Source organism: Microbacterium sp. LMI13-1-1.1 (assembly GCF_040815625.1).
Classification (GTDB): Bacteria; Actinomycetota; Actinomycetes; order Actinomycetales; family Microbacteriaceae; genus Microbacterium; species Microbacterium forte.
This window is the reverse complement of the sequence record NZ_JBFPNL010000005.1, coordinates 23,972-37,204: the sequence shown is the minus strand read 5'-3', so window position 1 is coordinate 37,204 and position 13,233 is coordinate 23,972. Positions and strand designations below refer to the sequence as shown.

Below are 13,233 nucleotides of genomic sequence, written 5' to 3'. Positions count from 1 at the left end.
GAGGTCGGAGTACAGTTGAGCCATCGCGACTCAGGTTTCCCTGGTCGCCCCGGATTTCCAGACCCACATCAACCTCAGCAACTAAGGAGAATCACATGGCACGTGCTGTTGGAATCGACCTCGGTACGACGAACTCCGTCGTCAGCGTCCTCGAGGGTGGCGAGCCGAAGGTCATCGCCAATGCCGAGGGCTTCCGCACCACCCCCTCGGTCGTCGCATTCACGAAGGACGGCGAGGTGCTCGTCGGCGAGACCGCGAAGCGCCAGGCCGTCACGAACGTCGACCGCACCATCGCGTCCGTCAAGCGCCACATGGGCACCGACTGGACGTTCGACGTCGACGGCAAGAAGTGGACGCCGCAGGAGATCTCCGCGCGCATCCTCCAGAAGCTGAAGCGCGACGCCGAGTCCTACCTGGGTGACACGGTGACGGATGCCGTCATCACGGTCCCCGCGTACTTCAACGACGCCGAGCGTCAGGCCACCAAGGAGGCCGGCGAGATCGCGGGCCTCAACGTCCTGCGCATCATCAACGAGCCCACCGCCGCAGCTCTGGCATACGGACTCGACAAGGGCAAGGAAGACGAGCTCATCCTGGTCTTCGACCTCGGTGGCGGAACGTTCGACGTCTCGCTGCTCGAGGTGGGCAAGGACGACGACTTCTCGACCATCCAGGTGCGCTCCACCGCGGGTGACAACCGCCTCGGCGGTGACGACTGGGACCAGCGCCTCGTCGACCACCTGATCAAGCAGTTCAAGGAGACCACCGGCGTCGACGTCTCGGGTGACAAGATCGCCCTGCAGCGTCTCAAGGAGGCTGCGGAGCAGGCCAAGAAGGAGCTCTCCTCCTCGACCAGCACCAGCATCAACCTCCCGTACCTGTCGCTGACCGAGTCGGGCCCGGTGTCGCTGAGCGAGACCATCACCCGCGCGAAGTTCGAGGACCTGACGAAGGACCTGCTCGACCGCACCAAGAAGCCGTTCGAGGACGTCATCCGCGAAGCCGGCATCAAGGTCGCCGACATCGACCACATCGTGCTCGTGGGTGGATCGACCCGCATGCCCGCCGTCGCCGAGCTCGTCAAGCGCGAGACCGGCAAGGAGGCCAACAAGGGCGTCAACCCCGATGAGGTCGTCGCCGTGGGCGCCGCCCTCCAGGCCGGTGTCCTCAAGGGCGAGCGCAAGGACGTTCTGCTCATCGACGTCACCCCCCTCAGCCTCGGCATCGAGACCAAGGGCGGCATGATGACCAAGCTCATCGAGCGCAACACGGCCATCCCGACCAAGCGCAGCGAGACCTTCACCACGGCAGACGACAACCAGCCGTCCGTCGCGATCCAGGTCTTCCAGGGCGAGCGCGACTTCACCCGCGACAACAAGCCGCTGGGCACGTTCGAGCTCACCGGAATCGCCCCGGCTCCCCGTGGCATCCCGCAGATCGAGGTCACGTTCGACATCGACGCCAACGGCATCGTGCACGTGTCCGCCAAGGACAAGGGCACGGGCACCGAGAAGTCGATCGTCATCTCCGGCGGCTCGTCGCTGTCGAAGGAGGACATCGAGCGCATGGTGCGCGAGGCCGAGGAGCACGCGGCTGAGGACAAGGCTCGCCGCGAGGCCGCCGAGGTCCGCAACCAGGCCGAGACGCTCGCGTACTCGATCGAGAAGCTGATCACCGAGAACGACGACAAGCTGCCCGAGGACGTGAAGACCGAGGTCAAGGCCGACGTCGACGCTCTCAAGACGGCTCTGGCCGGCGAAGACGACGAGGCCGTGAAGACCGCGTTCGACAAGCTGAACCAGTCGCAGGGCAAGATCGGCGAGGCCATCTACGCACAGTCCCAGGCGGAGGGCGCCCCGAGCGCCGACGCCGCGGGCGAGGCTCCGGCCGATGACAGCTCCTCCGACGAGGACGTCATCGACGCCGAGGTCGTCGACGACGAGGACGAGAAGAAGTAATCATGACGGACAAGAACTTCGACGACAATCAGGTTCCTGAGCCCGCCGAAGGTCACAGCGAGGGGTCGGATGCTCAGGCATCCGGCCCCGCGCCGCACAACCCGGACTCTGATGAGGCCCGGGCTGCGGAGGGCTCTGACGACGCGGACTTCACGATCGACGACATCCTGAACGCCGACCAGACGGCTGAGGCCGCTGCGGGGGATGCCGCGATCGCCGACGCCGAGAACGCGCTGCTGAACGACCTCAAGCGGCTCCAGGCCGAATACGCCAACTACCGCCGACGCACCGAAGAGCAGCGTCAGGTCGAGATCGAGCGCGCGAAGGGCGAGGCCGCCAAGGGCCTCATCCCCGTGCTCGACGATCTCGATCGCGCCGCTCAGCACGGTGATCTGGTCGAAGGCACGCCCTTCGCCGTGATCGCCGGCAAGGTGCGCACGGTCGTCGAGCGTCTCGGTGTCGTCTCGTACGGTGAGAAGGGCGAGGAATTCGACCCGCAGCGCCACGAGGCGATCTTCCAGCAGCCCACCCCGGGCGCCGACAAGACCACGGTGCTCGAGGTCGTCGAGGTGGGTTACCGCCTCGGTGACGTCGAGCTGCGTCCCGCGAAGGTCGTCGTCGCCGTACCCGCAGAGTAGGTGATCGATGGCTAGCCAGGACTGGTTCGACAAGGACTTCTACAAGATCCTCGGGGTCTCGAAGGACGTCAGCGACGCTGATCTCAAGAAGACCTACCGCAAGCTCGCTCGCAAGTACCACCCCGACTCCAATCAGGGTGACGAGAAGGCGGAGGCGAAGTTCAAAGAGATCAGCGAGGCGTACTCGGTGCTCTCGGATCCCGAGCAGCGCAAGGAGTACGACGAGATCCGCGCCATGGGCTCGGGCGCACGCTTCACGGCGGGCGGTGCGGGAGCAGGCGGCTTCGAAGACGTCTTCAGCCGGTTCGGGCAGCAGGGGCGCGGGCAGCAGCAGTCCGCCGACTTCGAGGACATCTTCGCGATGTTCAACCAGGGTCAGGGCGGCCCGTTCGGCTCCGGTCGATTCGGCCAGACCTCCGGCGGATACCGCGGCTTCGGCGGCCCCCAGAAGGGCGCCGATGTCACGGCGCGCACCACGCTCGACTTCGCCACAGCCGTGCAGGGTGAGACCATCAGCCTGCAGGGGGACGACGGCAAGCCGTTCAAGGTGAAGATCCCCGCCGGTGTCGCCGACGGGCAGAAGATCAGACTCCGCGGACGTGGTCGTCCCTCGCCCGATGGCGGGGAGAACGGCGACGTCGTGGTGCAGATCGCGGTGCGACCGCATCCGGTGTTCACCCGCGAGGGGCTGAACCTGCGCGTGGTCGTGCCGGTGACCTTCACCGAGGCGGCACTCGGCGCGACGATCGAGGTTCCGACGCTCAGCGGCGACACGGTCAAGCTCCGTGTCGCACCTGGCACGCCGTCCGGACGCGTCCTGCGCGTCAAGGGTCGCGGCGTCGCCACCTCGAAGGGCACGGGCGACCTGCTCGCCGAGCTGCAGATTGCGGTGCCGTCGCACCTCGACGAGGCCGCTCGGGAGGCACTGGAGAAGTTCCAGTCGCTGGAGCCGGCGGAGAACCCGCGTGCCGACCTCATGGCGAAGGCACGGCGCTAGAAGATCATGACGAACGCGAACACCGAGGAGGAGGTGATCCACTGTGGCTGACCAGCGCGTGGACGCCGACACCCCGGTGTTCGCGATCGCCGTCGCCGCCCAGCTCTCGGGTCTTCACCCGCAGACGCTGCGGCAGTACGACCGCATCGGGCTCGTGGTGCCCGGTCGCACCTCCGGCGGCTCTCGTCGCTATTCGACCCGCAACATCGAACAGCTCCGCGAGGTCGCCCAGCTGTCATCCGAAGGCATGAGCCTTCCGGCGATCGCGCGTGTCCTCGACCTCGAAGACGAGAACCGGATGCTGCGCAGCCGCGTGGCCGAACTCGACGCCGCGCTGCGCGCCGAGCGCGACAACCGTCCGGGCATGCGCGTGTTCGCCGCGGGATCCGCCGGCGTCATTCCGGTGCCCAGTGGCCGCCGCATCCGCCGCTCGGCCGAGGTCGTGCTCTGGCACCCGGGCAGCGGCCGCAGCTGATAGTCGGCGAACTGAACGACTGCTAGGCGGCACCGAAGAATCGGGTTGCGATGTCGGCCACCTCTTTGTCGAGCGTGTCGATGCGCGCGGTCAGTTTCGAGTCGAGAGCGTCGATCCTGCCGTTGAGCCGCCACTCGAGCGAGTCGATCTGTCCGCTGAGCCGGTGGTCGAGTGCTTCGATCTGTCCGCTGAGCCGGTGGTCGAGTGCCTCGATCTTGCCGCTGAGTCGATGGTCGAGTGCCTCGATCTTTCCGGTGAGCATTCCTTCGAGCCCGCTGATCTGTCCGGTGAGCCTGCCGTCGAGACGGCCGATCTCAGCCCGGATGACTCTGCTGAACCGCGTGGTCATGACCGTCACGACCCCCAGCATCGTCGCGGAGAACACCGCGATGAGTGTCCAGATCTGAGGTTCGTTCATCGTCATGACTCCATCCTGTGAACGTCGCGCCAGAATGGCAGTGTTGTGTGATCGGACGAGGCCCGACCGCGATGATCCCGCAGGCGTGGGGGCAGATCGAGCGGCAGGCGAGTCTGTGCAGGAGGGGTCCTCGCACACGTCGGCCACCCGCGCGCGGTATCGTTGCGACACGATGAGGATGACGCGTCGCACACTGCTGATGGGCGCCGGAGCCGGTGTCTTGGGAGTCCTGCTGGCCTCCTGCACGCCCGAGCCGGCGCCGTCGCCCACGCCCGATCGCTCGCCCACTCCGAAGCCGACCGCGGGTGCGATCACCCCCGCCGCGTTCGCCCGCAGCTCGTGGACGACCGACCCGTTCGCGCTCGGCGCTGCGAGCTTCACTCCGGTCGGCACCCAGGCGAGGGCCCGCGAGGCGCTGGCCGAGCCGATCGACGACCGGCTCTTCTTCTCGGGCGAAGCGACCGACGTCGAGGCGCCGGGCACGATCGCCGCCGCGCTCCGATCCGGTGATAGAGCCGCTGACGAGCTCGTTCGCGCCGCCGACAGCGGTGAGCGCGTGGCGATCGTCGGCGCAGGTCTCGCCGGTGCCGCCGCCGCTGCCAGACTCATCGCCGAGGGGCTGCAGGTCACGGTGTTCGAGGCGCGCGACCGCATCGGCGGACGCGTGCACTCGGTGGTCGACGACACGGCCTGGCCCTTCCCCGCGCAACTGGGCGGCTGGCTGCTCGGCTCGTCCGACGACGTCCTGCTCGAGACCCTCAACGCCCGCGACATCCGGACGGCTCCGATCTCGGGTTCGCTGTGGCGGTCGACTGACGGAGACGTCGAGCCGGTGCCGATCGAACCGGTGCAGGCGGCGATCGTCACCGCCCAGCAGGGGCCGACCGACTCGTCTCTCGAGGATGCGCTGACGGCAGCGGGCGCTGATCCTGACGAGCCGGCACTCGCGGCGCTGCTCGCTTCGATCGCGGCCGCATCGGGGGCCGATGCCTCCGACGAGTCGACCTGGTTCCCCCCTCGGCTTCCCACCGACGAGCTGGTGGCACCTCTCGGCGACCTGACCCCGGCCATCGACGAGCTTCTCGAGGGCGCGAAGCTGAGCCTCTCATCGCCCGTCAGTCGCGTGGCCTACGACGACGCCGGCGTCAGCCTCGGCATCGCCTCGGGGGAGTCGCTGTCGTTCGACCGAGTCCTGATCACGGTGCCGCTCGGAGTGCTGAAGGGCGAGGGCGTGGAGTTCGCTCCGGCGCTGCCCTTCGGTCATCGCGGTGCCATCGCCGAGCTCGGGATGGGACTCATCGAGACGGTCTGGCTGCGCTTCGACGATCCTCTGATCGTGTCGGCACCCGAGCCCGAAGGCGACGCTGAAGGCGACGCCGAAGAGGGTGCTGACGCCGAGTCCGCTGCGACGCTCTGGCACGTCGTCGGCGGCGATGCGCTGATCCGCACCTGGATCAACCTCGCACCGGCCACGGGCGAGAACGTCGTGGTGGGCATCGTCGGCGGAGAAGCAGCAGCCACGTTCGCCGAGATGAGCGAGCAGAAGGCGCTCGAGGCGGCGATCGCCTCGCTCGCACCGTTCCTCACGGCACCGGCCTGACTCTCCCGAGCCTGACTCGCACCGGCCTGACTCTCCCACCGGCCGCAGCGGGCTCAGACCTCCGGGCGCTCCTGGCCGCGTCGCCGCATCCGGCTGACGAGCACGATGAACGTCGCGACGAGCGCGAAGATCGCCAGCGCCACCCCGCTGGTGAGCAGGAACTCGGGAGGCCCTGATACCTGTCGGGGGTCGAGGAAGTAATACGGGTACCACCCCACAGACGGCCCGCGCCACATCGTGACACCGCCCCACGCGAGCGGGAAGGTGAGCGCCGTCGGCACCACCCACCAGGGCACGCCGCGGTGCCCCGGTGTGAGCACCCAGGCGAGGGCGGTGCACGCCGGCAGCCAGAAATGCAGCACCTGATCAGACCATGGCACGTCGACGCGGATGCCGCGGAGCCCCGCCTGCCAGACGATCAGCGCGAAGGCGAGTCCGGCCGTGATCGTCCAGGTGAGCACGAGCGCCAGCGCGACCGTGAACCAGCGAGGATCCGTCGCCCGGATGAAGGCGAGCACCGCACCGATCAGCAGCACGACCACGAGCGCGCAATTGGACTGGACCGTCAGGTACGCGAAGAAGTTCTCTCCCGCGATCGATCGGGAGCTCAGGCCCCAGAACAGCCGGTGCACGAGCGCGACGGTGCACACTGCGGCCGTGGCCAAGCGCAGCACGCCGAACGCCGATCGTGCCCTCACTCTCGCCTCGTGCCCCTTTCCGGCTGTGCGCATCGTCGTCCAGACGGCGCATCTCCCATCCGGCGAGTCTACGGAAGGCGCGGCGAGCGGGGCTGCGACGAGCTGCGCACAGGAGACGGAAAAGTCGTCTGAATAGCGTGGAAGGAGGGATAGCCCCTGCTCCGCGCCTGGCGCGCGGTGTCCTGCCACGAAGGAACACCTCCTCATGACGAACACCACCGCCCCCTCCGCCGCCGCCTCGCTGGGACTCCTCGTCCTGCGCATCGTGGTCGGCGCCGTCTTCACCGCTCACGGGGCGCAGAAGATCTTCGAATACACGATCCCCGGCACGATCGGCAGCTTCGCGGGCATGGGGGTCCCCATGCCCGAGATCGCGGCACCGTTCGTCGCCTTCGTCGAGCTGATCGGCGGAATCCTGCTGGTCCTCGGCCTCTTCACCCGCCTGGCCGGCATCCTGCTCGCGATCGACATGGTCGTGGCGCTGGTCCTCGTGCACCTCGCCGCGGGGCTCTGGGTCGGTGAAGGCGGATACGAGTTCGTCGCCGTGCTCGGTGCAGCCGCGCTGGCTCTCGCGTTCACGGGTGCTGGGCGCTTCTCGCTCGACGGCGCCTTCCTGCGCGGCCGGGTGCCCGCCTGGCTCAGCTGACGAGCAGAGGGGGCGTTCCACGGGACGCCCCCTCTGCCGGTGTGTATCCTGTCAACAGTTAACAGGAGGTCACCGTGACACAGACCGTCAAGCGCGGAGAGTCCCTCGGCGCACAGGTGGCGCAGGTCCTGCGTCAGCGCATCGTCCGAGGCGAGCTCTCGCCCGGCGCGCGCATCACCGAAGAGGCGCTCGCCGAGGAGTTCTCGGTGAGCCGGGGGCCGATCCGTGACGCCCTCACCCAGCTCAGCTTCGAGAAGCTCGTCGAAGTGCAGCGTCCGCGCGGGGTGTACATCACGGGTCTCTCGCAGGATGACGTCGATCAGCTCTACAGTCTGCGCGGCGCTCTCGAGCAGCTCGCGCTCTCACGTGCCATGAGAGTCGACGACGACGCGCGCTGGGCGGCGATGGCGGCCGCCGTCGAGAGAATGGGTCAGGCCGCGGACGCGGGCGACCATGCGGCGTTCGTCGCCGCCGACCTCGAGTTCCATTCGGAGATCTACGTGCTGGCCGACCATCCGCGCCTGCAGGGTGCGTGGAGTCAGTATCTGCCGACCTTCGCGTCGCTCCTCGAGGTCACCATCAACCACGACGACGACCTTCACGAGTCCTCCGACGACCACATGAAGCTCATGGACGTGATGCGCTCAGGCACGCCCGAGGAGGCGGCGTCAGTGCTCACCGCGCACCTCGACGGCGCGCGCGATCGGATGCTCAGCGAACTGGCCGACCGGCCGGCCTGACTGCGGCTGCCGCCTGACAGCGGCTGCCGCGCGGCGCCAGGCGCCGGGCTCAGGCGTGCGGTGTGAGACGGCGTCGCAGCACCCAGGTGTTGCCGGTCGCATCGACGCTGTGCTCGAAGTCGTCGAGCACAGCCGTCGTGAGGGCCAGACCGCGTCCGCTCTCGCTGTCGACGCCGGGCATCGCCACCGCATCCCAGTCGATCCGGGCCGGATCGGCCGTGTCGACGAAGGTGGCGACGAGTTCATCGTCGGCCACCGCGATGTCGACCTCGACGGTGATGCCGGCATCCGGCTCGCCCTCGGCCTCGCCGTGCGCGGCGATGTTCGTGGACACCTCGCTGACCGCCAGCGCGAACAGCGTGCGGTCTTCCGGGGCCACGTGCGGAGACGCCTCCCACAGCGCGTCGAGGGCGTCGAGGACGTGCTCGACGAAGGCGGGCCCAGCGAGGCCGGCGACGTGCGCGGTGCGCCGGTCAGCGCCCATCGAACGCCGTCTCGGGCGTGGGGTGGTCGAGCAGGACGCGGTCGAGGTTGGTCAGGTGCAGCACCGTCCGAACCGCCTCGGGCACTGCCGCGATGCGCAGATCGCCGCCCGCGACCCTGGCGCTCTTGAGTCCGCCGACGAGAGCGCCGAGACCAGAGGAGTCGACGAACTGCAGGTCGGTCATGTCGATGACGATCCGGGAATCGCCCCCGGCCACGAGGTCGTTGACCGCCTTGCGCAGCAGGGGCGCTCCTGTCGCGGTGAGGCGGCCGGACAGGGCGATCACGGCGAAGCCGTCTCTGATGTCAGTTCTGAGATCCATGGTTCTCCTCCTCGAGGGTGCGGGCCGGTCCGCGGTAGCGGGCGGCTTGGATGATGACGCTGAGCACGACGAGGTCGTACAGCACCCACACCGTGTTGACGAGAGTGCCCGTCCCGTCGCCGGTGCCGATGATGACCCGGGTCACACCGATCACAAGAGCGATGCCGAGCACGACCATCGCCGTCAGCTGCGGCCAGATCTCCCGCCACGGCACCCCTCGTGGATCCCGTCCGTCCTTGCGTGTCACGGCGAATGTGAGCGGGCGGTGGAGCACGACGTTGGCGAACGCCGACCAGCAGGCGCGGATCCAGACAGGGAACAGCGCGAGCGAGTACTGCTGCCCCCTCCACGTTCGCAGCCCCTTGGCCACCACGAGGAACAGCACCTGGTTGACGAGGAAGTACGGGAGGAACCTCACGAAGAAGTCGACCGACCAGGCGGTGACCGGCAGCACGCCGAAGACGAGGTAGACGACCGGCGCCGTGAGGTAGACCACAGCGGCGAACCCGGACAGGTAGCTCCACATCGTGGCGAAGTACATCAGCCGCTGACCGATCGACAGTCCGCGCTTGGCGAGCGGGTTGTCGCGCAGCATGACCTGCAGGGTGCCCTGCGCCCAGCGCAGTCGCTGCGTCAGCATCGTGCGCAGATCCTCGGGGGCGAGGCCCTTGGCGAGGATCTCGTGGTGATAGACGCTGCGCCAGCCGAGCGAGTGCAGCTGCATGGCCGTGGCCATGTCCTCGGTCACCGAGATCGTGGCGAGGGGGAGGATCGGCTGCGCCTCGTCGCCTCGATCGAGCCGGAGCGCGTCGAGCAGTGCCCTGACCGCATCCAGCGCGTTGATGGGGGAGAGGTCGGAGTCGGCGAGTGCGGTGAGTCCCACCTCGTCGACCACGATCGCATCGAGCTGCGCGTCGTGTGCGATCGGCAGCGAGCCGAGCTCTGCGAGATCGGCTCGGATCCCCGCGAGGTCCTTCGCGACGAGGATCACCGACGCGTTGTGCACCGCAGCGAGCACGGCGTCCGCGACCTCCCTGACGGGGGCGCCGCCGGCGAGATCGCGACGACCCCGGCCGATCGCCACGTGCAGCGCGAAGAGCTCGCGGCGGAGTTCCGGATCGGATGCCGAGCGCATCTCCTTCTCGATCAGGGTCTCCGACGTGCGCAGCGCGCGGGCCGCGGTGTCGGTCACCTCGCGCACGTAGCCGATGATGCCCAGTTGCATCAGGGCGTCACGACGGAGCACCGCGTTGGATCCGCAGAAGAACGCCGCGTTCCAGCCGTCCTTGCCCTGCTGGATCGGGCCGTAGAACAGCGGAGCCTGGCTGCCGAGAGGGTCGGCCTCGTCGACGTTGACGAACCACTGCGGGGTCTGCACCACGGCGACCTCGGGATCGTCGGCGAAATACCCCAGGGTGCGGTGCAGGATCAGCGGGTCGGGTATCTGGTCGGCGTCGAGGATGAGGAGGAATTCCCCGTCGGTCTCGAACAGCGCGCTGTTGAGGTTGCCCGCCTTGGCGTGGCGCGGCTTGCCCGTCCAGTCGTCGGAGCGGGTGAGGTAGCCGATGTCGGCCTCGCGAGCCGCCCGCTCGAGTTCGGGGCGGGCCCCGTCGTCGAGGATCCAGGTCGTGTGCGGGTAGGCGATCCCCCGTGCGGCGCGGGCCGTCGTCATCACGAGCTCGATCGGCTCGTCGTACGTGGTGATGAACACGTCGACCGTGCCCTGGGGCGGCGAGACGGGCGCCGGGCGCTCTTTCGCTCGCCACATCGTCAGGCAGAAGAGGAAGGTGTCGATCAGGCTGTAGGTCTCGGCGACCACGAGAGGCACGGCGATCCACCACGCCGACCAGTTGACCGATTCCAGCCACCGCCAGGCGACGTAGTTCACTCCCAGCAGCACCGAGAGGACAGCGATCACCCGGATCGCGGCGAAGCGAGCTGTCATGCGTCGCGCCTCACCACGACCACGGTGATGTCGTCGGTCGCCCTGTCGTCCGAGATGAGCCGGAGCGCCTCGCCGATCGCCCCGTCGGGGCCGAGGGTGTCGAGCACTCTGGCCACGTGGGCGAACGGGTCATCGGCGTCGAGCACGTCCAGCAGCCCGTCGCTGCAGCAGACGAACGCGTCACCGGGTTCGAGGCGGGTGCGCCGCGACTCCCGAGCGCCCTGGTCGGGCAGTGCGGCGCCCATTCCGAGTGGCAGCCCGGTCGAACGAAGGTGCTCCCACGAGCCGTCGCTGCGCAGGATGAACGCCAGGCTGTGACCGGCATCGATCACCTCCAGGTCGCCGGTCTCGGGCTGGAGCTCGGCATGGACGGCCGTGACGAACATCGTCGTCTCCGAGAGGTCCTCCTCGAGAAGGCGGTCGGCGTCGGCGATCGCTTCGGCGATGCTGCGTTCGGGTGCCGTGCGCAGCGATGCGCGCACTCCGGCCGCGACGATGGCGGGTCCCGTGCCCTTGCCCATCGCATCGGCGAGGGTGATGCGCAGAGCCCCGTCGTGGAGGCGCAGGTCGTAGAAGTCCCCCGCCAGGCGCCCGCGCGAGGCGCCGCCGCCCGCGACCGTGTATCCGGTGATCGTGGGGATGGACTGCGGGCGCAGGGCGCTCTGGATCAGGGTGGCCTGATCGAGTTCGACGTCGGAGGCGATCTCGCTCTGCACCCAGAAGGCGAGGTCGCGGAGCAGGCCGCGCTGCGCCTCCGAGAACGAGTGCGGTTCCGTGTCGAGCACGCACAGCGTGCCGACGGGCTCGCCGCCGGGTGCGTGGAGCGGGTGGCCGGCGTAGAACCGGAGGTGCGGGTCACCGACAACGAACGGGTTCGTGGCGAACGTCTCCGTCGCGCTGGCATCCTCGATCACGACCGTGCGGTCCTGGCCGACCGTGTAGTCGCAGAACGAATCCTGCCGCGGGGCCTCGTCGCCGCCGAGGCCGATCTCGGATTTGCGCCACTGGCGGTCGCCGTCGAGCAGAGAGACGCTCACCATCGGCACGCCGAACATCTGCTTCGCCAGGCGGGCCACGCGATCGACTCGTTCATCCCGGGGGGTGTCCAGGATCCCGAGTTCCTCCAGTGCCTGCTGTCTTCTGAGCTCGTCGAACATGCTCCGCCTCCCTCGTAGCTGCTCTCATACTGGCATCTTGGAGGGCGGTGCGGACAGTGAGCCTCGCGGGAGGCGCACAGGGCAAGAGTGTTGACTGTTAACAGTCAACACTGGTACGGTCGGGGAGTCGACAACAAGGTCGACCCACGTAGAGGAGCAAAGATGCCCCACAAGCGCATCACCCGGGCGGCCGCCGCCCTCGCGGCCGTCGCCGCCACCGCTCTCGTCCTGTCGGCCTGCACGAAGGTCGAAGAGGGGGAGGAAGCGGCGTCGACCTTTCCGGAGAACGACATCCGCCTGATCATCCAGGCCAACCCCGGTGGGGGATCCGACCTGTCGTCCCGCGCCCTCGCGACCGAACTCGAGGGCATCCTCGGCGTGAGCGTGATCCCCGAGAACATGCCGGGCGCCGCAGGTGCGCTCGCCATGGAGTACGTCGGAGCGCAGGACCCCGACGGCTACGTCATCGGGTTCGCCCCGGTCGAGATCGCGATGCTCAACACCACGCAGAGCGCGAACGTCCTGCCCGAGGACTTCGACCTCCTGGGTCAGATCATGCTGGCTCCCGGCGTCGTCACGGTCGGCGCCAACAGCGGGATCGAGACGCTGGAAGACCTCGTCACGCAGGCGGAGTCCGGCGCGGTGACCGTCGCCAACTCCGGAGCCGGCTCGATCTGGGAGGCCGCGACGATCGGCCTCGGCGACGCGACCGGCGCCGACTTCACCCCGGTGCCCTATGACGGTGGGGCCACGGCCGTGGCGGCCGCGGCCTCCGGTGAGACCGTCGCCGCGGTGTCGGGCCTCGGCGAGGCTCTCGCACAGGGCGAAGCCGTGCGCATCCTCGCCGTCCTGAACGATGAGCGTCACCCCGATGCGGAAGACGTGCCGACGGCCGACGAGGCCATCGGCGAAGACGTGGTCTTCGGCGGGTGGGGCGGCATCTACGCCCCGAAGGGTCTGCCGGACGACGTGAAGACCGAGCTCGAGGCAGCCGTCAAGGAGGCCGTCGAGTCCGACACCTACCAGCAGTTCCAGAAGGACGCCGGCAACCTCGTGGTCTACCGCGACTCCGCCGAGTGGACGACGTTCGTCGACGAGCAGTTCGACCTCTTCAAGGACCTCCTGGGCTGACCGGCCCGGACTGCGGGGCCGGCC

Annotated in this window: 14 protein-coding genes; 8 read left to right on the top strand and 6 right to left on the bottom strand. The window is 68.6% G+C overall.

The window, feature by feature from the left end; all coding sequences use genetic code 11:
* Nucleotides 1-95: 95 nt before the first annotated feature.
* Genes dnaK through MRBLMI13_RS06985 form a run of 4 tightly spaced genes read left to right on the top strand, consistent with a single transcriptional unit; the run spans nucleotide 96 to nucleotide 4,068 of the window.
* The gene (dnaK, locus tag MRBLMI13_RS07000; protein WP_042536840.1) at nucleotides 96-1,958 is read left to right on the top strand and encodes a molecular chaperone DnaK; all 1,863 of its coding nucleotides are present in this window, start codon (nucleotides 96-98) and stop codon (nucleotides 1,956-1,958) included.
* Nucleotides 1,959-1,960: 2 nt separating this feature from the next.
* A complete protein-coding gene (locus MRBLMI13_RS06995; protein WP_042536839.1) occupies nucleotides 1,961-2,596 on the top strand; it encodes a nucleotide exchange factor GrpE in 636 nt (211 codons plus the stop codon).
* A gap of 7 nt (nucleotides 2,597-2,603) precedes the next feature.
* Complete coding sequence (locus MRBLMI13_RS06990; protein WP_042536838.1) at nucleotides 2,604-3,593, top strand: DnaJ C-terminal domain-containing protein; 990 nt, start codon at nucleotides 2,604-2,606, stop codon at nucleotides 3,591-3,593.
* A gap of 43 nt (nucleotides 3,594-3,636) precedes the next feature.
* Entirely contained in the window at nucleotides 3,637-4,068 is a 432-nt protein-coding gene (locus tag MRBLMI13_RS06985) for a heat shock protein transcriptional repressor HspR (RefSeq protein WP_042536837.1), read from the top strand.
* Between the two features lie 22 nt (nucleotides 4,069-4,090).
* Here the strand turns inward: MRBLMI13_RS06985 and MRBLMI13_RS06980 are convergent, their stop codons facing one another.
* The gene (locus MRBLMI13_RS06980; protein ID WP_367821414.1) at nucleotides 4,091-4,492 is read right to left on the bottom strand and encodes a hypothetical protein; all 402 of its coding nucleotides are present in this window, start codon (nucleotides 4,490-4,492) and stop codon (nucleotides 4,091-4,093) included.
* Nucleotides 4,493-4,664: 172 nt separating this feature from the next.
* On the opposite strand from MRBLMI13_RS06980, the gene MRBLMI13_RS06975 reads away from it, so the two are divergent.
* Nucleotides 4,665-6,086, top strand: coding sequence for an FAD-dependent oxidoreductase (locus tag MRBLMI13_RS06975; RefSeq protein WP_367821412.1), 1,422 nt, complete (start codon nucleotides 4,665-4,667; stop codon nucleotides 6,084-6,086).
* A 53-nt stretch (nucleotides 6,087-6,139) separates the two neighbouring features.
* On the opposite strand, the gene MRBLMI13_RS06970 is transcribed toward MRBLMI13_RS06975, so the two are convergent.
* A complete protein-coding gene (locus tag MRBLMI13_RS06970; protein WP_056374645.1) occupies nucleotides 6,140-6,784 on the bottom strand; it encodes a Pr6Pr family membrane protein in 645 nt (214 codons plus the stop codon).
* Between the two features lie 205 nt (nucleotides 6,785-6,989).
* Here MRBLMI13_RS06970 and MRBLMI13_RS06965 point away from each other — a divergent pair, with 205 nt between their 5' ends.
* Together MRBLMI13_RS06965 and MRBLMI13_RS06960 are read left to right on the top strand one after the other, a co-directional pair.
* Entirely contained in the window at nucleotides 6,990-7,430 is a 441-nt protein-coding gene (locus tag MRBLMI13_RS06965; protein ID WP_367821409.1) for a DoxX family protein, read from the top strand.
* Nucleotides 7,431-7,504: 74 nt separating this feature from the next.
* The gene (locus tag MRBLMI13_RS06960; RefSeq protein WP_042536832.1) at nucleotides 7,505-8,170 is read left to right on the top strand and encodes a GntR family transcriptional regulator; all 666 of its coding nucleotides are present in this window, start codon (nucleotides 7,505-7,507) and stop codon (nucleotides 8,168-8,170) included.
* 49 nt (nucleotides 8,171-8,219) lie between these two features.
* Here the strand turns inward: MRBLMI13_RS06960 and MRBLMI13_RS06955 are convergent, their stop codons facing one another.
* Genes MRBLMI13_RS06955 through MRBLMI13_RS06940 form a run of 4 tightly spaced genes read right to left on the bottom strand, consistent with a single transcriptional unit; the run spans nucleotide 8,220 to nucleotide 12,078 of the window.
* Nucleotides 8,220-8,654: an ATP-binding protein gene (locus MRBLMI13_RS06955; RefSeq protein WP_367821407.1), complete on the bottom strand. Its 435-nt coding sequence runs from the start codon at nucleotides 8,652-8,654 to the stop codon at nucleotides 8,220-8,222.
* On the bottom strand, nucleotides 8,644-8,976 hold the full coding sequence (locus MRBLMI13_RS06950; protein ID WP_042536831.1) for an STAS domain-containing protein: 333 nt from the start codon (nucleotides 8,974-8,976) through the stop codon (nucleotides 8,644-8,646). Before MRBLMI13_RS06950 ends, MRBLMI13_RS06955 begins: the two co-directional genes overlap by 11 nt.
* Nucleotides 8,960-10,921 (bottom strand): glycosyltransferase family 2 protein, encoded by a 1,962-nt coding sequence (locus MRBLMI13_RS06945; RefSeq protein WP_309691800.1) that lies wholly within the window; start codon nucleotides 10,919-10,921, stop codon nucleotides 8,960-8,962. The genes MRBLMI13_RS06950 and MRBLMI13_RS06945 overlap by 17 nt, the downstream gene beginning before the upstream one ends.
* Nucleotides 10,918-12,078: a SpoIIE family protein phosphatase gene (locus MRBLMI13_RS06940; RefSeq protein WP_309691797.1), complete on the bottom strand. Its 1,161-nt coding sequence runs from the start codon at nucleotides 12,076-12,078 to the stop codon at nucleotides 10,918-10,920. Before MRBLMI13_RS06940 ends, MRBLMI13_RS06945 begins: the two co-directional genes overlap by 4 nt.
* 162 nt (nucleotides 12,079-12,240) lie before the next feature.
* Here MRBLMI13_RS06940 and MRBLMI13_RS06935 point away from each other — a divergent pair, with 162 nt between their 5' ends.
* Nucleotides 12,241-13,209, top strand: coding sequence for a tripartite tricarboxylate transporter substrate binding protein (locus tag MRBLMI13_RS06935; protein ID WP_367821404.1), 969 nt, complete (start codon nucleotides 12,241-12,243; stop codon nucleotides 13,207-13,209).
* Nucleotides 13,210-13,233: the final 24 nt, after the last annotated feature.

Bases quoted from the DNA above. Each gene is read 5' to 3' on its own strand.
- dnaK (WP_042536840.1), top strand. From the start codon at position 96: ATGGCACGTGCTGTTGGAATCGACCTCGGTACGACGAACTCCGTCGTC.
- MRBLMI13_RS06995 (WP_042536839.1), top strand. From the start codon at position 1,961: ATGACGGACAAGAACTTCGACGACAATCAGGTTCCTGAGCCCGCCGAA.
- MRBLMI13_RS06990 (WP_042536838.1), top strand. From the start codon at position 2,604: ATGGCTAGCCAGGACTGGTTCGACAAGGACTTCTACAAGATCCTCGGG.
- MRBLMI13_RS06980 (WP_367821414.1), bottom strand. From the start codon at position 4,492: ATGACGATGAACGAACCTCAGATCTGGACACTCATCGCGGTGTTCTCC.
- MRBLMI13_RS06975 (WP_367821412.1), top strand. From the start codon at position 4,665: ATGACGCGTCGCACACTGCTGATGGGCGCCGGAGCCGGTGTCTTGGGA.
- MRBLMI13_RS06965 (WP_367821409.1), top strand. From the start codon at position 6,990: ATGACGAACACCACCGCCCCCTCCGCCGCCGCCTCGCTGGGACTCCTC.
- MRBLMI13_RS06955 (WP_367821407.1), bottom strand. From the start codon at position 8,654: ATGGGCGCTGACCGGCGCACCGCGCACGTCGCCGGCCTCGCTGGGCCC.
- MRBLMI13_RS06950 (WP_042536831.1), bottom strand. From the start codon at position 8,976: ATGGATCTCAGAACTGACATCAGAGACGGCTTCGCCGTGATCGCCCTG.
- MRBLMI13_RS06945 (WP_309691800.1), bottom strand. From the start codon at position 10,921: ATGACAGCTCGCTTCGCCGCGATCCGGGTGATCGCTGTCCTCTCGGTG.
- MRBLMI13_RS06940 (WP_309691797.1), bottom strand. From the start codon at position 12,078: ATGTTCGACGAGCTCAGAAGACAGCAGGCACTGGAGGAACTCGGGATC.
- MRBLMI13_RS06935 (WP_367821404.1), top strand. From the start codon at position 12,241: ATGCCCCACAAGCGCATCACCCGGGCGGCCGCCGCCCTCGCGGCCGTC.